Origin of the sequence: Phenylobacterium sp. (assembly GCF_030697305.1) — a bacterium.
GTDB lineage: Bacteria > Pseudomonadota > Alphaproteobacteria > Caulobacterales > Caulobacteraceae > Phenylobacterium.
In genome coordinates this window covers 17,234-35,421 of the sequence record NZ_JAUYQL010000057.1, presented here as the reverse complement: position 1 = coordinate 35,421, position 18,188 = coordinate 17,234, and the positions used below count along the sequence as shown (strand labels likewise).

Annotated in this window: 18 protein-coding genes and 1 other RNA gene; 5 read left to right on the top strand and 14 right to left on the bottom strand. The window is 68.3% G+C overall.

Going from position 1 to position 18,188, the window contains the following annotated elements; all coding sequences use genetic code 11:
* Window positions 1–109: 109 nt before the first annotated feature.
* The 8 genes from rsmH to Q8R27_RS06440 all read right to left on the bottom strand — a co-directional run bounded on the left by rsmH (window position 110) and on the right by Q8R27_RS06440 (window position 6,807).
* Window positions 110–1,042, bottom strand: coding sequence for a 16S rRNA (cytosine(1402)-N(4))-methyltransferase RsmH (gene rsmH, locus Q8R27_RS06475; RefSeq protein ID WP_305698240.1), 933 nt, complete (start codon window positions 1,040–1,042; stop codon window positions 110–112).
* Window positions 1,039–1,506: a division/cell wall cluster transcriptional repressor MraZ gene (locus Q8R27_RS06470; protein WP_305698239.1), complete on the bottom strand. Its 468-nt coding sequence runs from the start codon at window positions 1,504–1,506 to the stop codon at window positions 1,039–1,041. The genes rsmH and Q8R27_RS06470 overlap by 4 nt, the downstream gene beginning before the upstream one ends.
* Window positions 1,507–1,770: 264 nt before the next feature.
* An RNA gene (gene rnpB, locus Q8R27_RS06465) (RNase P RNA component class A) lies at window positions 1,771–2,171 on the bottom strand.
* A 35-nt stretch (window positions 2,172–2,206) separates the two neighbouring features.
* Window positions 2,207–2,770: a GNAT family N-acetyltransferase gene (locus tag Q8R27_RS06460; RefSeq protein ID WP_305698238.1), complete on the bottom strand. Its 564-nt coding sequence runs from the start codon at window positions 2,768–2,770 to the stop codon at window positions 2,207–2,209.
* Window positions 2,767–3,486, bottom strand: a complete 720-nt coding sequence (locus tag Q8R27_RS06455) for an N-acetylmuramoyl-L-alanine amidase (protein ID WP_371134657.1) — start codon at window positions 3,484–3,486, stop codon at window positions 2,767–2,769. The genes Q8R27_RS06460 and Q8R27_RS06455 overlap by 4 nt, the downstream gene beginning before the upstream one ends.
* 1 nt (window position 3,487) lies before the next feature.
* The gene (locus Q8R27_RS06450) at window positions 3,488–4,378 is read right to left on the bottom strand and encodes a DMT family transporter (RefSeq protein WP_305698237.1); all 891 of its coding nucleotides are present in this window, start codon (window positions 4,376–4,378) and stop codon (window positions 3,488–3,490) included.
* A gap of 53 nt (window positions 4,379–4,431) precedes the next feature.
* Window positions 4,432–5,580 carry an acyl-CoA dehydrogenase family protein gene (locus tag Q8R27_RS06445; RefSeq protein ID WP_305698236.1) on the bottom strand — a complete coding sequence of 383 codons (1,149 nt, stop codon included), beginning with the start codon at window positions 5,578–5,580 and terminating at the stop codon, window positions 4,432–4,434.
* Window positions 5,581–5,604: 24 nt separating this feature from the next.
* A complete protein-coding gene (locus tag Q8R27_RS06440; protein ID WP_305698235.1) occupies window positions 5,605–6,807 on the bottom strand; it encodes an acyl-CoA dehydrogenase family protein in 1,203 nt (400 codons plus the stop codon).
* A gap of 196 nt (window positions 6,808–7,003) precedes the next feature.
* Here Q8R27_RS06440 and Q8R27_RS06435 point away from each other — a divergent pair, with 196 nt between their 5' ends.
* Window positions 7,004–7,735: an endonuclease/exonuclease/phosphatase family protein gene (locus tag Q8R27_RS06435; protein WP_305698234.1), complete on the top strand. Its 732-nt coding sequence runs from the start codon at window positions 7,004–7,006 to the stop codon at window positions 7,733–7,735.
* Here Q8R27_RS06435 and Q8R27_RS06430 read toward each other — a convergent pair.
* Window positions 7,699–9,192, bottom strand: a complete 1,494-nt coding sequence (locus Q8R27_RS06430; RefSeq protein ID WP_305698233.1) for a phospholipase D-like domain-containing protein — start codon at window positions 9,190–9,192, stop codon at window positions 7,699–7,701. The genes Q8R27_RS06435 and Q8R27_RS06430 overlap by 37 nt on opposite strands.
* A 169-nt stretch (window positions 9,193–9,361) precedes the next feature.
* On the opposite strand from Q8R27_RS06430, the gene Q8R27_RS06425 reads away from it, so the two are divergent.
* Window positions 9,362–9,568, top strand: a complete 207-nt coding sequence (locus Q8R27_RS06425; protein WP_305698232.1) for a DUF1289 domain-containing protein — start codon at window positions 9,362–9,364, stop codon at window positions 9,566–9,568.
* A gap of 101 nt (window positions 9,569–9,669) precedes the next feature.
* Window positions 9,670–10,188 carry a TIGR02281 family clan AA aspartic protease gene (locus Q8R27_RS06420; RefSeq protein WP_305698231.1) on the top strand — a complete coding sequence of 173 codons (519 nt, stop codon included), beginning with the start codon at window positions 9,670–9,672 and terminating at the stop codon, window positions 10,186–10,188.
* Here Q8R27_RS06420 and dusA read toward each other — a convergent pair.
* The 3 genes from dusA to Q8R27_RS06405 all read right to left on the bottom strand — a co-directional run bounded on the left by dusA (window position 10,132) and on the right by Q8R27_RS06405 (window position 12,091).
* Entirely contained in the window at window positions 10,132–11,166 is a 1,035-nt protein-coding gene (gene dusA, locus Q8R27_RS06415; protein WP_305698241.1) for a tRNA dihydrouridine(20/20a) synthase DusA, read from the bottom strand. The two genes, Q8R27_RS06420 and dusA, sit on opposite strands and share 57 nt — an antisense overlap.
* 137 nt (window positions 11,167–11,303) lie before the next feature.
* On the bottom strand, window positions 11,304–11,516 hold the full coding sequence (locus Q8R27_RS06410; protein WP_305698230.1) for a hypothetical protein: 213 nt from the start codon (window positions 11,514–11,516) through the stop codon (window positions 11,304–11,306).
* Window positions 11,517–11,653: 137 nt separating this feature from the next.
* Window positions 11,654–12,091, bottom strand: coding sequence for a thioredoxin domain-containing protein (locus tag Q8R27_RS06405; RefSeq protein WP_305698229.1), 438 nt, complete (start codon window positions 12,089–12,091; stop codon window positions 11,654–11,656).
* Window positions 12,092–12,286: 195 nt separating this feature from the next.
* Between Q8R27_RS06405 and Q8R27_RS06400 the strand changes: the two genes are divergently transcribed.
* Both Q8R27_RS06400 and lon read left to right on the top strand, forming a co-directional pair.
* The gene (locus Q8R27_RS06400; protein WP_305698228.1) at window positions 12,287–12,694 is read left to right on the top strand and encodes an Hsp20/alpha crystallin family protein; all 408 of its coding nucleotides are present in this window, start codon (window positions 12,287–12,289) and stop codon (window positions 12,692–12,694) included.
* An 8-nt stretch (window positions 12,695–12,702) separates the two neighbouring features.
* On the top strand, window positions 12,703–15,111 hold the full coding sequence (gene lon, locus Q8R27_RS06395; RefSeq protein ID WP_305698227.1) for an endopeptidase La: 2,409 nt from the start codon (window positions 12,703–12,705) through the stop codon (window positions 15,109–15,111).
* A gap of 4 nt (window positions 15,112–15,115) precedes the next feature.
* Here lon and Q8R27_RS06390 read toward each other — a convergent pair whose 3' ends face one another.
* A complete protein-coding gene (locus tag Q8R27_RS06390; protein WP_305698226.1) occupies window positions 15,116–15,829 on the bottom strand; it encodes a phosphatase PAP2 family protein in 714 nt (237 codons plus the stop codon).
* A 184-nt stretch (window positions 15,830–16,013) separates the two neighbouring features.
* Window positions 16,014–18,077, bottom strand: a complete 2,064-nt coding sequence (locus tag Q8R27_RS06385; protein WP_305698225.1) for a TonB-dependent siderophore receptor — start codon at window positions 18,075–18,077, stop codon at window positions 16,014–16,016.
* Between the last annotated feature and the right edge of the window lie 111 nt (window positions 18,078–18,188).

Here is an 18,188-nt window from a genome sequence, read left to right as displayed (position 1 = left end):
CGACCGGCTACGGTCTTGGCCAGGTAGACCCCCAGGATGATCAGCATCAGCAAGGCCAACGCCATGATGTCGACCAGTCGGAAACCCCGCACCCTGCGACTGAACAGACTCATGCCGCTTGCCTCCAGACGGGGGCTGCGGTGCGCACCGCAGCCCTGAGCTTCGCCGAACGCGAACGCGGATTGGCGTCCAGCTCCGCGTCGGACGGGCCGTGCGCGCCGTTGAACAGCAGATCGAAGCTGGCCGGGGCCCCCGCCTCAACCGGCGGGGCGTGACGCGAACCGGCCGGCGTTTTCCCGGCCCGTACCGACAGGAACGACTTCACGATTCGATCTTCCAGCGAATGGAACGTGACGACGCACAGCCGCCCACCGGTCTTCAGCGCCCGCTCAGCCGCGCCCAGGCCCGCTTCGAGTTCGCCCAGCTCGTCGTTGACTGCGATCCGCAGGCCCTGGAAGGCGCGGGTGGCGGGATGGGTCTTGGCGCCGCGACGGCCGCCCAGCACGCGTTCGATGAACTCGGCCAGGTCGGCTGTGCGGGTGAACGGCTGCTCGGCGCGGCGGCGCACGATGGCGCCGGCGATCCGCCGCGACTTCCGCTCTTCGCCGTAGACGAAGAAGATGCGCGCGAGCTCTTCGGCCTCTGCCTCGTTGACCAGGTCGGCGGCGGTCGGCCCCGAAGCGCCCATGCGCATGTCAAGCGGCCCGTCACGCATGAACGAGAAGCCTCGCTCCGCCTCGTCGAGCTGCATCGAGGAGACGCCCAGGTCCAGCGCCACGCCGTCGACGGCCGCCTCGCCGGCGACCTCGTCCATGCTGGAGAAATTCGCCTCGACCAACCTGAACCGGTCGCCGGGCAGGCCTTCGGTGAAGCGCCGCGCAGATGGGTCGCGATCGAACGCCAGGACGCTCGCGCCGGTCTCCAGGAACGCCCGGCTGTAGCCGCCAGCGCCGAAAGTGCCGTCGACGATCACCTGGCCGGGACCGGCCTGCAGCGCCGCGGAGACCTCGTCGAGCAGGACCGGGCGGTGCGCTGGGCTCATGTGGCGGAACCCACGCGCGCGGCGCGCTGTTGGGCGCGCATCTGCGCCAGGCCGTCGCGGGCCAAGTCGCGCTGGGCGGACCGGTGCGCCTGGAAGGCGTCGCGGGACCAGATCTGGAAGCGTTCGCCCATGCCGACGACGGTCACCCAGTCGGTCAGGCCGAACATGTCGCACAGGGTCTCGGGCAGAGTGATGCGGCCGGCGGTGTCGAACGACAGGCGCGCCATGCCGCCCAGCACGGAGGTCTCCAGGGCCGAGCGCAGCGGATCGCCGAAATCCAGCTCGTCGATCACGCCGCTATAGCGGTCGAACAGCGCCTGATGGCCGCCCTCGATGCAATCTGCCTCGATGGACGGAAAGCAGAACACGCCGTCGAATGGGCCTGACGCCAGGGCGCGGAATTCCTGCGGCACCACGATGCGCCGCTTGGCGTCCAGCTGTTTCTCGAAGGTCGAGAGAAACATCTCCGGCCCAGCCCCTGTTCGCCGGCCGAAATGGCCGCCCCGTACGTCCGCTCCGATTTCCCGTCACTGCCCCGAAAGCGACGGATCGGCTTGGTTAGCGGATGATGCTTGGGTTAACATGGGATCAAACGGGAGACAATGACTCCCAATGACTATTATTCACGAATCCAAAGATGTCGCAGGCCGGTTTGGTTAATGCCTGTAAACTATTCACAGAACATACATCGAACGCTTTAACTATAACCAGGGGCAGATGGCGGGAGTGGGATCAGACGGCCTGTAAGCCGGGTTCTGTGCCGCCCGCCTTCACCCTTGCGGGCGCTGGCGGACGCGGCGGCCATTCCTCTGGACCGCCCATTGCTGGACGGTTCTCGCGACCTACCCGGACCCCTCGGCCGACGAAGGCCTGCCGACTTGCGCCGGCGCGGGGTCCCTATTCGGTCTTGCTCCTGGCGGGGCTTGCCGTGCCGCCTCCATTGCTGGAGCCGCGGTGCGCTCTTACCGCACCCTTTCACCCTTACCCGGCGATCGCTCGCAGGGCGGTTTGCTTTCTGTGGCGCTGTCCCTGGGGTCGCCCCCGGCGGGCGTTACCCGCCGCCATCTCGTCGTGGAGCCCGGACTTTCCTCCCTCGCCGCAAAGCGAGAGCGACCGCCCGGCCGTCTGATCCGCCGATGAATCTGAGGGCGCCCGACGCCCGCGTCAATCGAATGGCGCGAGGCGGGCGTAGATCATCTGATCCCAGAACCGCCCTTTCCAGAACCCATGGTCGCGCAACACCCCTTCGCGAACGAAGCCGTGGCGCTCCAACAGCCGCACCGAGCGCGTGTTGCCTGGCGTCACCATCGCTTCCAGGCGATGCAGGCCAAGCCGCTGCGCGCCGAAGCCGATGACCGCGCTCAGCGCCTCGGACGCCAGCCCCTGCCCCCAGTGCGCCTGGGCGAGGTCATACGCCACCTCGCCACGCCGCCCCCGGTCGAGCTCCAGCAGGTTGAAGCCGCAGGTCCCCAGCAGCCGCTCATCCCCGGCCATCCGCACGCCCCAGCGCACGCCAGCGTTATGCGCTCGCCGATCGTTGGCCCAATCAACGACGCCCGCCGCTTCCGCGAGATCGGCCATTGGCGCGATGTCCATGAACTCCGTCACCGCCGGATCGCCGAACAACGCCAGCAACTGCGCCGCATCGCGCGACTCCAGCGGGCGTAGCATCAGCCGCGGCGTGTGTAGGATCAGCGGCTCGCGGGCGAGGTTGGCGATCTGGCTCAACGCGGTTCGCGCAGCAGGGCGATCAACCGCGCCCGGGTCTCGCCATCAGCGATCCCGTCGACCTTCGAGGGGCGCCAATGCCGCTGGAAGGCGGTGACCACCGCGGCGGTGTGCGGATCGTAGGTTCCGGACGGCGCGCTCTCATAGCCCAGCCGCGCAAACCCCGCCTGCAGGGCGAACACGCCTGGACCGGTTGCGCCGAGCCCAAGTGGACCGCCTGGCGCGGCGGCCGGCTCAGTCCACAGGCCGTGGCCGGCCTGAGCCAGCCGCTTCCAGGGGAACAGTTCGCCCGGATCTTCCTTGCGGTCGGGCGCAACGTCGGAATGGCCGACGATGGCGCCGTCGTCGATCGTCCAGCGGCTGCGGATGTCGCCGACCAGGGAGATCACCGTAGCGATCTGCGCTTCCGGGAACGCGCGATAGCCGAACTCGTGACCCGGATTGACGATCTCGACGCCGATCGAGGCGCCGTTCACATCGCGCTCGCCGCGCCAGAAGCTGACGCCCGCGTGCCATCCCCGCCGCTCCTCGGGCAGCAGGCGGAACAGCCGCCCGTCCTCCTCGACAAGATAATGGGCCGACACCTTGGCGTTCGGGTCACGCAGGCGCTCCAGCGCCGCCTCCCCGTTTGGCATGCCGGTGTAGTGCAGCAGCACCATGCTGGGCGGCGCCTTGCGGGCGTCGAAGTTCGGCGACGGTGCGTCGATGAAGTCCACGTCAGTCTCCGCGCCGCATGGATTGAAGCTTCGCCGCCAGCAAATTGGGCCGCGCCACGATCACCAGCACGCCGACCAGCGCAAGCGATGCGCCCAGCGCCATGCGCGGGCCGAAAGGATCCTGCAAGATCACCACCCCAAGCGCGATAGTGGCCAGGGGCGCCATCAGGGTCAGCGGCGCGATGAGGTTGGCTTCGTAGCGACGGATGAGCACGTAGTAGACCGTGTGGGCCAGCACAGAGACCACCAGCGCCGAGTAGAGCACGGCGGCGGCCATCGGCCAGCCGCCCGCCAGGGTGGTCTCGAGCTGGTCCTGTTCAAACACCGCCGAGGCGGCGAGCAGCGGCGGGATCGACGAGAGGCCGACCCAGGCCTGCAACTGCAACGGCCGCAGGGTTTCGACCCGTTTCATCAGCACCGCTCCGACCGATCCAGCCAGCGCCGCGGCGGCGATGAACAACAGGCCGGTGGAGAATTTCACGCCGTGCGGGTCCCAGATCACCACCAGCGCGCCAGCCAGCGTCATGCCGACGCCGATCGCGCGGCGCAGGCTCATCCGCTCACCCAGCAGCAGGAACGAAAGGAGCGTGGTGATCGGAACGCCGATCTGGCCGACCACGGCCCCGGCCGACGGCGTGGCGGTCTTCAGGCCGACGAACACCAGGGCGAAGCTGCCGCCGCCCATCAGCAGGGCGATGATGATGATCCTGCCGAGCGGCTTTGGGGCAGGCAGCAGCCAGGGGAACACCGCCAGAAACACGATCATAAAGCGGATGGCCGCGTAGAACAGCGGTGGCGCGCTCAGCACGCTCACCGCATATTTGCTGACGATGTTGTTCGTCGCCCAGATCAGGCAGACCATCATCAGCAGGAGGAAGTCGCGCAGCGCCATGCTTAGCGCTTAAGCGCGATTGCAGGCCTCGCGGCAACCCCAATCGGTGGCGCTCAGGCGGCGCGCCCCAGCGAGAGCCTCTCATAGCGCGCCAGGTGGTGATCGGTGGAGCCGAACGCACTCTCGATCATCGTCGCGCGCTTGAAATGGTGGCCGATCGCCAGCTCGTCGGTCATGCCCATGCCGCCGTGGAGCTGGATGGCGTTCTGGCCGATGAAGCGGCAGGCCTTGGCGATCTGCACCTTCGCCGCGGAGGCCGCCTTGCCCCGCTCCGTAGCGTCCTCGTCCAGCCGGATGTGGGCCATGTAGGTCATCGAAACCGACTGCTCCAGGTGGATGTACATGTCCACCATGCGGTGCTGCAGCACCTGGAACTCCGAGATTGGCTGGCCGAACTGCCGGCGCTGGCGGGTGTATTCGACGGTCCCCTCCTGCAGTCGCCGCAGCACGCCCACGGCCTCCGCGCAGGTCGCGGCGATCGCCTCATCGATCACCTGCTCGACCAGGGGCGCGGCCACGCCTTCGGGTCCGATCAATGCCGTGGCGGGGACCGACACGTTCTCCAGGAACACCTCCGCCGCGCGCTGGCCGTCGGCGGTCGGATAGCCGCGCAAGGTCACGCCGGGCGTCTCACGATCGACCAGGAACACCGACACGCCTTGCCCTTCGCGCTGGCTGCCGCCGGTGCGCGCGGTGACGATCAGGTGGCTCGCCCACGGCGCTCCGACCACCACCGCCTTGTGGCCGTTCAGCAGGTAGCCCTGCCCCTCGCGCCGGGCGGTGGTGGCGATGTCGGTCCAGGCGTAGCGCGACTGCGGCTCCGCATAGGCGAAGGCGATCACCACCTCGCCCTCGATGATCCGGCCGATCATCTCGCCCGCCCATGACGCTTCGCCGGCGCGCTTCAGGAAGCCGCCCCCGATCACCACCGTCCCGAGATAGGGTTCGACCACCAGCGCCTTGCCGAACTCCTCCATGATGATCATCGCCTCGATCGCGCCGCCGCCGAGGCCGCCGTGGGCCTCTTCGAACAAAGCGCCGAGGATGCCGAGTTCCTGGGCGAACGCCTTCCACACCTTCGGCCGCCAGCCCGCCTCGCTGCGCACCGCATCGCGGCGCTGTTCGAAGCTGTAGTGGTCGCGCAGGTAGCTCGCGAGGCTATCGCGGAGCATCGATTGTTCGTCGGTGAAGCTGAAGTCCATTAGCGTTCTCCCCGTCCGTCCGCGCTAGAGGCCCAGCACCATCTTGGCGATGATGTTGCGCTGGATCTCGTTGGAGCCGCCGTAGATCGAGGTCTTGCGGCCGTTGAAGTAGCTTCCGGCGAGGCCGCGCGCGTAATGCGGTCCGACGGGCGTGTTGTGTCCGCCTTCCCGCAGATGCGGCGCGCCGTAGGTTCCCGCCGCCTCCAGGGCCAGTTCGTTGAGCCGTTGCTGGATCTCGGTGCCGCGGATCTTCAGGATCGAGGACTCCGGTCCAGGTCCTTTGCCGCTGCTCTCGCCGGCCAGCGTCCGCAGTTCGGTGAACTCCAGCGCGGTCAGGTCGATCTCGAGCTCCGCCACCTTGCGGCGGAAGAACGCATCTTCGAGCAGCGGTCCGCCGGTGTCGGAGCGCTCCGTGCGCGCCATCTGGATCAGCTTCTCCAGCGCTCGCTTGGAGCGCGCCACGCCCGCGATGCCTGATCGCTCATGCGCCAGCAGCGCCTTGGCGCAGGTCCAGCCCTGGTTCTCCTGATGGATGCGCTGATCGACGGGGACCTTCACATTGTCGAGGAAGATGTCGTTGACCTCGTGTCCGCCCTCCAGCGTGATGATCGGGCGCACCGTCACGCCAGGCGACTTCATGTCGATCAGCAGGAAGCTGATGCCGGCCTGGGGCTTGGCGCTCGGATCCGTGCGGACCAGGAAGAAGCCCCAGTCGGCGAATTGGCCCAGCGTCGTCCAGGTCTTCTGGCCGTTGACGACGTAGTACTCCTTGCCGTCGTCGGCGGTGATCCGCTCGGCGCGGGTCTGCAGACTGGCGAGGTCCGACCCCGCCCCAGGCTCCGAGTAGCCCTGGCACCACCAGACATCGCCATTCAGGATGCCAGGCAGGAATCGCTGCTTCTGCTCGTCCGTCCCGAACATCAGCAGCACCGGCGCCAGCATGCTCACCCCGAACGGCAGGATCGGCAGGGTGTCTGCGCGAGCCAGTTCCTCCGACCAGATGTACTTCTGCGTCGGCGTCCAGCCCGTCCCGCCCCACTGCGTCGGCCAGGACGGCGCGACCCAGCCCTTGGCCGCCAGGATGCGGTGCCAGGACAGATAGTCATCGCGGGTCAGGGGCTCGCCGCCGTCCTGCCTGGCGCGGAGGTCGGCCGGATAATTCTGGGCGATGAAGGCGCGGGCTTCCTCGCGGAAGGCCCGCTCCTGCGGCGTGAAGTCGAGATTCATCGCTGACCTCCCTGAACTGGCGTCCTGACGCGTCTGCGCGCGTTGTTCGTCAACACCGACGCTACGCGCAGCGATCCGCGATGAAAAGCTGACGATCGCGTCATCGAACGAGTCCGGCCCTTCGCCGTGCGAAACCGGCGGCGCGCCCAGCCGTTCACCGCCTTGCCTTCGCCCCGGAAGCCGCGCAGGACGACCCATGGCCCGCATCGTCACCTACAATGTGCATCGTTGCGTTGGCGCGGACCGCCGGCTGGACGTCGGACGGATCGCCGACGTGCTCGCGCGCCTCAACCCGGACATCGTCGCGCTGCAGGAGCTGGACGTCGGCCGCGCGCGCACCGGCGGCGTCGACCAGGCGCACGAGATCGGGCGGCGGCTCGACATGGCCTGCCACTTCCACGCCGCCCTTCGCGTCGAGGAGGAGCAGTACGGCGACGCGATCCTGACGACCTATCCTGAAACGCTGATGCAGGTCGGTCCCCTGCCCGGCTATGCGCGAATCCGTTCGCTGGAGCCTCGTGGCGCGCTGTGGATCTGCGTCGAGATCGATGGGCGCAAGGTGCAGATCATCAACACCCACCTGGGCCTGGTGCCGCGCGAGCAGCAACTTCAGGCCGCATGCCTGGCCGGCCAGGGCTGGCTGAAGCACCCCGAGTGCAAGGGTCCGACGATCCTGCTGGGCGACTTCAACGCCACCGCGAGCTCGCTGGTCTACCGCACGCTCACCACGCGGCTGAAGCCCGCCCGCGGTCTTGCGCCGCACAAATCGGCCACCTCGACCTTCCCCTCGCCGCTACCGGTGCTGCGGATCGACCATGTGTTCGTGAGCCCCGAGGTGCGCGTGCTCGACGTATTCGCGCCGTTCGAGCCCCTGACCCGCGTGGCCTCGGATCACCTGCCGCTGGTGATGGACTTCGAATTGGCCTGAAGCCCCAGCGCATGCAGGCTGGTGACCGCGCGAGCCTCGCTGTACAGCCGCTCGCGCCGGCGCCCCACCCGCCAGGAGTCGCTGACGTTGGCCGGGTCGCCCAGGTGGTAGCGCGACACGAACGCCCCGAACGGCGTCATCGGCGCGGGCTCGATGCTCGCCAGCCTGCCCTCCCGGTTCAGCGAATCGATCGCCGCCACCATGCCGCCCAGCTCCGCGCTCGCTCTGGCCACCGCTTCGCCTGTGTAGCCGATGAAGTGGCCGACCAGCCGGTCACGGAACGCCGCGATGGCGATCTGCGTCTCGGGATCGTCGCTCTCGATCGCCAGTTCACACTCAGTGTCGAAGCCGCCGGAGCGGTTGTTGAGGTTGGCCGAGCCCACCCGTACGATCCGGTCGTCCACCACCGTCACCTTCGAATGGACGATGATGGTCACGCCCCCCGGCGTGATCGGCCGCAGCGCCCGGAACCGGCCGTAGACGTCGGCCGCGCGCAACCGCCAGATCAGCGCGGCGCGCGACCGGTCCATGGTCAGGCGATCGAACCAGCTCGGCGCCTCACCTGTCGACACCAGCACCACCGCTGGCCCGTCGGGCTGGCCCAGCCGCTGGGCGATCACTTCGGTGATGACGGGCGAGGTGAAGTACTGGTTCTCCAGATAGATCAGCTTCTTGGCGGCGTAGATCGACTCCAGCGTCAGATCGCGGATCTCCTCGACCGGCGCGCGAGCCTTCCACGCGGGCTCGGTGCGGGCGATAGCGACCTCGGCATGGGTGATCGCGGCCGGCACGTGCTCTGGCCAGGGATCGCCATCGGCCGGCCGAGGCTCCAGCGTCTCCCCGGTGGCGCGGAACCAGCGTATTCGGGCGAGATCGCCGAGCGCCCGGGCGGCGTCGCCATCGACCATCATCATCACCTCGTGCCGGGGCGCGTGGTGATCCTGGTCGGGCATGATCCGGCGTTGGTCGTCGTCCAGGTGGGCGGCCGTGTCCCAGCGGTCCACGGCGATATCGCCCCCGCCGCAGAACGCCAGCGCCTCGTCGATGACCAGCACTTTCTGGTGGTGGCAGGCGCCGAACGGCACCTGGTCGTCGAGCCGGAACTTCACCGGCGTGTTCTCGAACCACTTGCGCGCCTTGTGGGGGAAGAACTGCTGGCTGGCGCTGATCGGCAGCGCCGATTTCCAGATCAGCAGCCGGATATCAAGCTCGGGCCGGCTGCAGGCCAGTTCGACCAGGACGCGGCCCACCTCGTCCGGGTCGTCCGGGCCATCGTAGCCATCGGGGAACAGCCGTGTGCGCGGGTCGAAACCCCAGCCCAGAAGCAGGATCGAGCGCTTCGCCTTCTGGATTGCGGCGAACACCGCGGCGAAATAGGCCTCGGTGTCGATCAGGAAAGCCGCTCGGTCGGCGTGGGCTTGCCGCCAACAGGTCTCGCCGGGACGAAGCACGCTCATGACCGCTCGACCGTTCTCAACTGGCGCCCCTCGCATCGCGTTACGGGGCGCGACGCTTGCTGCCGAAGGTGACAGGGCGTTCGCACCACGCAAGCTAAAGCTCCACCGCGCAGGTTTGTTGCGCAGCCGACGCTTGCCATGATTTGGCCCTGCGCCCAGTAACCCAAAGATGGCCGTCCAGCCCCCCAGACCGATCGCCACGCCTTGCATCCTCGTCTGCGCGATCGACGATGAGAGCGGCCTGTGCCTGGGCTGTTTCCGCACCATAGGCGAGATCGCCGGATGGGGCGCTCTGCCCGATTCCGAGCGGGCCAGGATCATGGCCGAGCTCGTTTCACGCGAAGCGCTTATCTCCCCAGAAAAACTAGGTAAATAAGGACTTAGCGGCGGATTCATCGGTTGCAAACGCAACCCCGCTATCTTGTCATCACAACAGGCCGAGAACGGCCGCAGGCCTTTGATGAGGCGGGTGTCGAAATGCTCAAGCTAACGGTGATCGCCATGGCGAGCGCCATCTCCGCGGTTGGCGCGGCCAAGGCGGTCGAGGCGATGACCGCCGCGCGTGAGCCGGCGGTGCAGATCCAACAGTCTGCGATGGTGGCGCGCGCCGCGCCCGAACCCGCCGCCGATCACGCCGCCCAGATCAGCAAGGCCAGCGACGGCCACTACTGGGCCGAAGCCGACGTCAACGGCGCGCGCGTGCGCTTCCTGGTCGACACCGGAGCCACCGCCGTGGCGCTGACGCCAGAGGACGCGCTGCGCCTGGGCTTCGCGCCCAAGGACCTCGATTATCGCTATACGGTGACCACGGCTGCGGGACCCGCACGCGGCGCGGCGATCAAGCTGGCCAGCGTCTCGGTGGCCGGCGCGCGCGTGAACGACGTCGACGCCCTGGTGATCGAAAAGGGCCTCGACGCCTCGCTGCTCGGCATGACCTATCTAGGCCGCCTCTCCCGTTTCGAGGCCACCCGCTCGGCGCTGATCCTTCGACCCTGAGCCGGCGACCGCCGCCAGCGCGGCGTCCAGCACCTCAAGGCCCGCACCGGGCTTCACGCCTTCGACAGTGAGGATCCGCCGCCACGCCCGCGCGCCCGGCGCACCGTGGAACAGCCCCAGCATGTGCCGCGCCATGGCCGGCAGATGCACCCCGCGGGCCAGCTCGCGCGCCATGTAGGGCCGGTACCGCTCCACCGCCTCGAACGCGCTGACGTGGGCGTCCTCGCCGAACACCTCGGCGTCCACATCCCCCAGCAAAGCCGGCGTGTGATAGGCCGCGCGGCCCAGCATCACCGCATCCACATGCTCCAGATGCGTGCGGGCCTCCGCCAGCGAGGCGATGCCGCCATTGATGCCGATGGTCAGGTCCGGCCGCTGGGCCTTCAGCCGGTAGACCAGCCCATAGTCCAGCGGCGGGACGTCGCGGTTCTCCTTCGGCGACAGGCCCTTCAGCCAGGCCTTGCGCGCGTGCACGACGAAGGTGCGAACGCCCGCCTGGGCGCACAGGTCCACAAGCGTGAACAGGCTCTCTTCCGGGGCCTGGTCGTCGACGCCGATCCGGCACTTGACCGTCGCCGGGACCGACACCGCCGCCCCGATCGCCGCCATGCATTCGGCGACCAGTTCCGGCTCGCGCATCAGGCAGGCGCCGAACCGACCGCTCTGCACCCGGTCCGACGGGCAGCCGACGTTCAGGTTGATCTCGTCGTAGCCCTCCGCCTCGCCCAGCCGCGCGGCCTCGGCCAGCAGCTCGGGATCGGAACCGCCAAGCTGCAGGGCGACGGGATGCTCGCACGCATCGAACCCCAGCAACCGCGCCCTGTCCCCATGCAGCACCGCCTGGGCGGTCAGCATCTCGGTATAAAGCAGCGCCCGCGACGTCAGCGCCCGATGCAGCACGCGGCAATGCCGGTCCGTCCAGTCCATCATAGGTGCGACGGACAGCCGGCTGCTAGGAGATTGAGTTTTCACAGAAATTTTTGAAGGGCTCGTGCCGATGCAGTTTCGTGCATGATTTCATGCACTTGCCCAATAACACGTGAACCCTCGGTCGCGGAAGCGCTGGGTCCGGCGCCGCGTAGGCACCGGTCGCCCAAACCTTCTATCGGGTCCTTTTAGGCATTGAGTTGCTTCCACGCTGCGATCATGCGGTCGAGCATTGCGACCTCGCGGACCTTCTGCGCTCGCCACTCCGCAGTGATGTTGATGCGCTCGCCGTCAACCGACAAATCGAAATGCTCGATATGTCCCTCATCAATGTCGGTGATCACGCCCAGCGCCGCTTCGCGCTGGCGCCCGTACACGTCAATCCGCTCATCTTCGTCCATGATCGCATCATAGCGGCGCCCGCGCCTGAGCGCGATGCTTGTCAACGGGGCCGGATTTCAAACTGAGACACCACCCAGATCTGTCGAGAACAAAATAGTAACCGCGACGCCGATCCATGAGCCGTGGTCACCGAGTGTCAACCCGCCGCCAGCGCCTGCTCCGTCCAGGCCACGATCTGGTCCGCGCTCATCAGGCCGGCGGTGCGAGCGGCGACCTTGCCGTCCTTGAACAGGATCAGCGCAGGGATGCCGGAGACGCCCAGTGCGCCGGCGGCCTGGGGCTCGGCTTCGGAGTTGAGCTTCAACAGCCTCACCTTGGGCTCCAGCCGCGCTGCGGCGGCGGCGAACTGCGGGGCCATGGCGCGGCACGGTCCGCACCAAGGCGCCCAGACGTCCAGCAGCAGCGCCGCGCCGCTGGTCGCGCGGCGGTGAGCGTCGAGCTGCGCGGCGGTCACCTCGACGGGCGCCGCGCTCAGCAGCTTCTCGCCACAGCGGCCGCACTTGGCCGCCGCGGGGTCCTTACCCTCCGGCGTGCGGTTGACCGCTCCGCACGACGCGCACACCAACTGACCCATCGACATGATCTCCTTTGCCCCTCTCAGATCGCCCCGACTCGCGAAAAATCAACGCCCACGCGGCAGGCCAGGTTCACGCCGCGCCGCGCCGGGCGTTAGACTGCGCCGCGTCCGGCCTTCACGGCCGACGTGGACCCCACGGGGAACCCGCAGGCGGCCAACGCCGCTTGCAAGGACTGACAGGGCGGAGACGGCATGGCGATGCGCAATCCCAACGACTGGATGTGGGCCGACGCGCTGGGCATGATCGCCCGCGCCGAACGCCTGCATCGCCAGATGTTCCAGCCGACGCCGGCGCGCAGCGCGCACCTGGGCTGGGAGCCGCCGGTCGACGTGCTGGAGACCCCCACCGAGGTCCTGATCCTCGCCGCCCTGCCCGGGGTCGCCGAGGGCCAGGTGGAGGCGGTGATCGACGGCGCCGAGCTGGTGATCTCCGGCGTGCGCGCCCTGCCCGACGCCTTCCGCACCGCGGTGATCCACCGGCTGGAGCTGCCCCAAGGGCGATTCGAGCGGCGCGTACCATTGCCGGCCGGCCGCTACGACCAGGTCAGCCGTCAGATGATCGACGGCTGCCTGGCCGTCACCCTGCACAAGAGCGCGTGAGAGGTCCCATGCCCGACGAGGCCCCCGCCCAACCCGTCGCCCCGGCAGCGCCCATGACCACCGCGCCCGAGGTCCCGCGCCATCCCCCTGCCGACGCGCTGATCGTCGTTCCGACCCGCCAGCTGGTGCTGTTCCCCGAGGTGGTGCTGCCGATCACCGTCGGCCGCCCGGCCTCGGTCGCCGCCGCCCAGCAGGCGGTGCGCGAGCAGCGGCAGATCCTCGTGGTCCTGCAACGCGACCCGGACCTGGCCGAGCCCGGCGCGGCGGACCTCTATCCCGTGGGGGTGGTGGCCAACATCCTGCGCTACGTCACCAGCCCCGAAGGCGAGCACCATCTGATCTGCCAGGGCGTACAGCGGTTTCGCATCACCGAGATGCTCGCCGGCTATTCCTATCTGGCGGCCCGCGGCGAACTGATCCCCGAGCCGACCGACGCCGGCCCCGAGGTCGAGGCGCGTGTGCTCAACGCACGCCAGCAGGCGCTGGAAGCGCTGGAGCTGCTGCCGCAGTCGCCCGAGGAGCTGAAGCAGACCATCCGCGGCATCGAGGCGCCCGGCGCGCTCGCCGACCTGATCACCGCCTACATGGACGCTAAGCCGCCGGAGAAGCAGGCGGTGCTGGAGGCCGTCGCCCTGGTCGAGCGGCTGGACAAGGTCTCGGCCTTGCTGGCCGGTCGCCTGCAGGTGCTGCGGCTGTCGGCGGAGATCGGCCGTCAGACCCAACAGGCGTTCAGCGAGCGCCAGCGTGAAGCGGTGCTGCGCGAGCAGATGGCGACCATCCAGCGCGAGCTGGGCGAGGACGAAGGCGGCGCTCGGCTGGTGGCCGAACTCACCGAGGCGGTCGACAAAGCCCAGATGCCGCCGGAGGTCGATGAACAGGCCCGCAAGGAGCTGCGCCGCCTCGCGCGCACGCCGGAAGCGGCGGGCGAACACGGCATGATCCGCACCTACCTCGAATGGCTGATCGAGCTGCCATGGGCCGAACCCGCTCCGGCCGAGATCGACATCGCCGAGGCCCGCCGCATCCTCGACGCCGACCACTACGGCCTGGAGAAGATCAAGCAGCGGATTATCGAGCACCTAGCGGTGCGCAAGCTGGCGCCCCCAGGCAAGGCTCCGATCCTCTGCTTCGTAGGCCCGCCCGGCGTCGGCAAGACCTCGCTCGGCCAGTCCATCGCGCGCGCCATGGGCCGCAAATTCGCCCGCATCAGCCTGGGGGGCGTCCACGACGAGGCGGAAATCCGCGGCCACCGCCGCACCTATATCGGCGCGCTGCCCGGCAACGTGATCCAGGCGCTGCGCAAGGCGCAGTCGCGCGATTGCGTGCTGATGCTGGACGAGATCGATAAGATGGGTTCGGGCATCCAGGGCGACCCGTCCGCGGCCCTGCTGGAGGTGCTGGACCCGGAACAGAACAGCACCTTCCGCGACAACTACCTGGGCGTGCCGTTCGACCTGAGCCGCGTGGTGTTCATCACCACGGCCAACATGCTGGACACCGTCCCGGGGCCCTTGCGCGACCGCATGGAGATCATCTCCCTGGCTGGCTACACCGCCGGCGAGAAGCTGGAGATCGCCAAGCGCTACCTGCTGCGCCGCCAACTGGAGGCTAACGGCGTCAAGGCCGAACAGGTCGAGGTCGAAGAGGCGACGCTCGCCCGCATCATCCAGTCCTACACGCGCGAATCCGGGGTGAGGAACCTGGAACGCGAGATCGGCCGCGTCCTGCGCCATGCCGCCGTGCAGATCGCCGAAGGCTCCACCCAGCATATCAAGATCACGCCCGACGACCTCGACGAGATCCTTGGCCAAACCCGCTACGAGAACGAGACGGCGATGCGCACCAGCGTGCCGGGGGTGGCCACCGGCCTCGCCTGGACGCCGGTGGGCGGCGACATCCTGTTCATCGAGGCGGCGCGCACGCCCGGCGCCGGTCGACTGATCCTCACCGGCCAATTGGGCGAGGTGATGCGCGAGAGCGCCCAGGCCGCGCTCAGCCTGGTGAAGACCCAGGCCGTCGCCTTGGGGATCGACCCAGCTTCGTTCGAGAAGAACGACATCCATGTCCACGTGCCGGCCGGCGCGACGCCGAAGGACGGGCCCAGCGCCGGGGTGGCCATGTACATCGCGCTGGCCTCGCTGATCACGGGGCGCACGGTGCGTAGCGACACCGCCATGACCGGCGAGATCAGCCTGCGCGGGTTGGTCCTGCCGGTGGGCGGGATCAAGGAGAAGGTCGTGGCCGCCGCCGCCGCGGGTCTCACCCAGGTGATGCTGCCGGCTCGCAATCGCCGCGACTACGACGACATCCCCGCCGACGCGCGTGACAGGCTGAAGTTCGTCTGGCTGGAAAAGGTCGAGGATGCGGTGACCTCGGCGCTGGAGCCCCTGAAGGCTGAGGCCCCGACGACGGTCTGAGCGCTCAGCGCTCGGCGGCTTCGCTTCGGCTACGCCATACGCTGAGCGCCAGCCTGCCGGCGAAGGCCCAGGCCGCCCCCAGCGTCCAGCCAGCGACCACATCGCTGGGCCAATGGACGCCCAGGTAAACGCGGCTGATCCCCACCGCGACGGTCAACAGAACCGCGACCGCGAGGATGAAGACGCGCGCGCTGCGGCGCTCCTGCAGGGACGACAGGATCGCCGCCATAGTCAGGAAAACCACTGCGGACAGCATGGAATGGCCGCTCGGGAAGCTGTGCGAATAGACATAGCTGCCGTGCGGAACGAGGTCCGGGCGCGGTCGGGCGTAGATACCCTTCAACAGGTCGGCCGAAAGCTGGGCGGCGATGACCGTCGCCGCCAAGACAATCGCCTGACGCCGCTCGCGATAGAACAGCAGGGCCAGCACGGTCAGGGTCACCAGCAGCGTGAGGAAGGTGAAGCCGCCGAGCGCGGTGACGTCACGCATCGCCTCCTCGAAGGTGCGAGATCCAATTGGATCCGCAGGGTGTCCCGGCGTGCGCAGCGCCAGCAGCAGGGTGCGATCGAGGCTGGCGGTGTCGTTCTCGCTGACGTCGTCGGAAATCTCGAGAAAGGCCCAGAGGCAGGCCCCGGCTGCGACGATCAGCGCCAAGGTGCGGAATTCCAGCCGCTCGCGCACCGATCGAAGCCATGAACCTTGGGGCGGGGAGATCATTCGTCCTGCTTGGCTGGTCGCTATCTGAACCCCGCGGCGGGCGAGGCATTACGCACGAAGCGTGAAGGAGGTTCCATGGCCAAGGCGATCCTCGTGGCCGTGGACTCTCGCGGCGCCTTGCTGGCGGCCGACGAGGTGGGCGACAGCATCTGGCGCGTCGCCGCCCGTCCCGAATAAGCCCGCCTCAGTAGGTCCTGCGCAGTTTCAGCGCGATCACCCGGCCCCAGCGCAGGTCGCGGACCTCGTCGAACAGCAACGGGGTGCGGTCGCGCGCGCCCACGAACACCACCCGCTCACGCTGGAAGCTGCGCTCGGTCAGGTTCTGTACTTCGAGCCGGATCTGCAGGTTCGGGTACGGCTTGTACTCTGCGAACAGGTTCACCCACGGGTCCCATTTGCGGTTCTCGATCTCGTTGAACCGATAGATCCGGTCGCGGAAGCCGCCGTTGTCGGACGCGCCTTTGTTGATGTCGATCCCGACCGTGGTCTTCAGGTGCGCGAGGTCCTGGACGTAGTGCAAATCCCATTCGATGGGTCGGGCGGAGGAGATTTCCCGCTCCACGCCATTCAGCGGATCGGTGACGCTGCTGCGGCGGATCGTGACGCTGCCCTTGAGGAGACCGCTGGTGACGCCCCAGCGATCGAGGGGCACGCTCAGGTCCAGGGTCAGCGTCGTGCGCCGCCCCTTGCCCAGGTTGCCCGGTCCGTCGGCCACTGGCACGCCGCCGATGAAAAGCGGCACGCGGTCGACGACGTTCTTGATATCGAGATGGCGGAAGGTCAGCGACACTGCGGTCGCCGGCCCGAAGCGTCGCTCGTAGACCCCCTCGTACATCCACCCGTCCTGCGGCGCGAGGTCGGGGTTGCCGGCGACGACCGAGCCGGTGTTGGCCACCGTCGGCGAGGCGACGAAATCGTTGAACTCCAGTTGCCCGACCTCCCGCTCGATGCGCAGGCGCACCTCGTCGGTGGAGGTCGGCGACCAGTTCGCCTGGATCCGCGGCTTGGTGTATTTATACGTCTTGTCTACCGCGAAATCGCCGACCGATGTGACGTGGGTGCGTTCCTGGCGCACGCCCGCTTCCAGGTTGAAATGGTCGCTGGCCCGCCAGGTGACGGTGCCGAACACCTCGCCGCGTTTCTCCTCCACCGCCACGCTCGCCGCGGGCAGCACGACGGGCACGCCGTTGGAGACCAGCTTGGTTTCGGCCTCCAGCGTGTTGAGCGCCGCCTCGCCGCCGAATTCCCAGGTCAGCGCCGGCGATTGGCGGAACTGCACATGGCCCCGCCCGACCGTCTCCTCGAGTTGCCGGTTGAGCGAGAACAGTCGCCGCACAACGCCGCGGAAGTTGGAGTCCTGCTGGGCTTCACGCCATTGCTGGAAGCCGACCGCCTCGACGGTGATCCGCTCGGACATGTCGCGGGTGTAGCGGGCGCCGAACTCGGTCTGATCCCAGGCGTAGGTGTCGTGCTGCAACTCCACCGTTCCAGGCACGATCAGGCGGTCGGTGACCTCGAAGTCCTGCACATAAGGCTGGTAGGCGCCGTTCAACCGCAGCTTGCCGCCCGCCAGGGGCGTCTCGTAGGCGCCGGTCACGAACTTGCGGTAGATGCGCCCCTCGGCCTCGTAATTCGACTGGATCTGGGTCGCGCCGTTGGGGCCCAGGCGGACCCGCGGCCCGTCGCCCCAGTAGTCATCGGGAAACGCCCCGTAGAGGATCGAGAACTCGGCGATGCGCCCGCCCGGCCAACGCCACTGGCCCTCGGTGCGGATATTCGACAGCACGCGCCCGTCGTCGATTGACGAGGCGCTCAGCGTGGTTGCGCCCTTGAAGCCGGAGGTGTCGCGCTGCACCACGTTGGCCAGCACCGGCCGGCCCTGCATGTCGTAGCCGCCCGCGCCGCCGCGGATCAGCTCGATCCGCAGCACCGCCGAAACCGGGATGCGCTTGAGGATCTCGTCGAGCGTATCGTTCTTGGCGACCGGCGCTTCGCCGTCGATCAGTACATTGCCGGCGGCGGCCGCTAGGCCGCGGACGGCCTGACCCTTGTCGAACTGGAAGCCCGGCAGGCGTTGGACCATGTCCAGCGCGCTGGTCGGCGAGGTGTCTGCGAAGAAGCTGGCCGGGTAGGCGATGATGCCCTGGTCCGGCGCCACGGCGGGCGGCGGCAACGGCGCAGCGGCCTGTGTTTCGACTTGCGCCGCCGCGGGCGCAGCCGCCGCGACGAGCATCAGTATGAGGCTCATTGCGGCCCTCCCCTTATGATCAAGGCTAGGTCGCGACCGCACACCGTCAAGGTGGAATATGTTCGATGGGCTGACCTGCAGGGCGGTCAGACCAATTATCTTTGCAGACGT

Coding starts and splice junctions, on each gene's coding strand:
- rsmH (WP_305698240.1), bottom strand. CDS start 1,042: ATGAGCCCAGCGCACCGCCCGGTCCTGCTCGACGAGGTCTCCGCGGCG.
- Q8R27_RS06410 (WP_305698230.1), bottom strand. CDS start 11,516: ATGGACGAAGATGAGCGGATTGACGTGTACGGGCGCCAGCGCGAAGCG.
- Q8R27_RS06470 (WP_305698239.1), bottom strand. CDS start 1,506: ATGTTTCTCTCGACCTTCGAGAAACAGCTGGACGCCAAGCGGCGCATC.
- Q8R27_RS06400 (WP_305698228.1), top strand. CDS start 12,287: ATGGCGATGCGCAATCCCAACGACTGGATGTGGGCCGACGCGCTGGGC.
- Q8R27_RS06435 (WP_305698234.1), top strand. CDS start 7,004: ATGGCCCGCATCGTCACCTACAATGTGCATCGTTGCGTTGGCGCGGAC.
- Q8R27_RS06440 (WP_305698235.1), bottom strand. CDS start 6,807: ATGAATCTCGACTTCACGCCGCAGGAGCGGGCCTTCCGCGAGGAAGCC.
- Q8R27_RS06425 (WP_305698232.1), top strand. CDS start 9,362: ATGGCCGTCCAGCCCCCCAGACCGATCGCCACGCCTTGCATCCTCGTC.
- Q8R27_RS06390 (WP_305698226.1), bottom strand. CDS start 15,829: ATGATCTCCCCGCCCCAAGGTTCATGGCTTCGATCGGTGCGCGAGCGG.
- Q8R27_RS06450 (WP_305698237.1), bottom strand. CDS start 4,378: ATGGCGCTGCGCGACTTCCTCCTGCTGATGATGGTCTGCCTGATCTGG.
- Q8R27_RS06420 (WP_305698231.1), top strand. CDS start 9,670: ATGCTCAAGCTAACGGTGATCGCCATGGCGAGCGCCATCTCCGCGGTT.
- Q8R27_RS06445 (WP_305698236.1), bottom strand. CDS start 5,580: ATGGACTTCAGCTTCACCGACGAACAATCGATGCTCCGCGATAGCCTC.
- Q8R27_RS06405 (WP_305698229.1), bottom strand. CDS start 12,091: ATGGGTCAGTTGGTGTGCGCGTCGTGCGGAGCGGTCAACCGCACGCCG.
- Q8R27_RS06430 (WP_305698233.1), bottom strand. CDS start 9,192: ATGAGCGTGCTTCGTCCCGGCGAGACCTGTTGGCGGCAAGCCCACGCC.
- Q8R27_RS06385 (WP_305698225.1), bottom strand. CDS start 18,077: ATGAGCCTCATACTGATGCTCGTCGCGGCGGCTGCGCCCGCGGCGGCG.
- lon (WP_305698227.1), top strand. CDS start 12,703: ATGCCCGACGAGGCCCCCGCCCAACCCGTCGCCCCGGCAGCGCCCATG.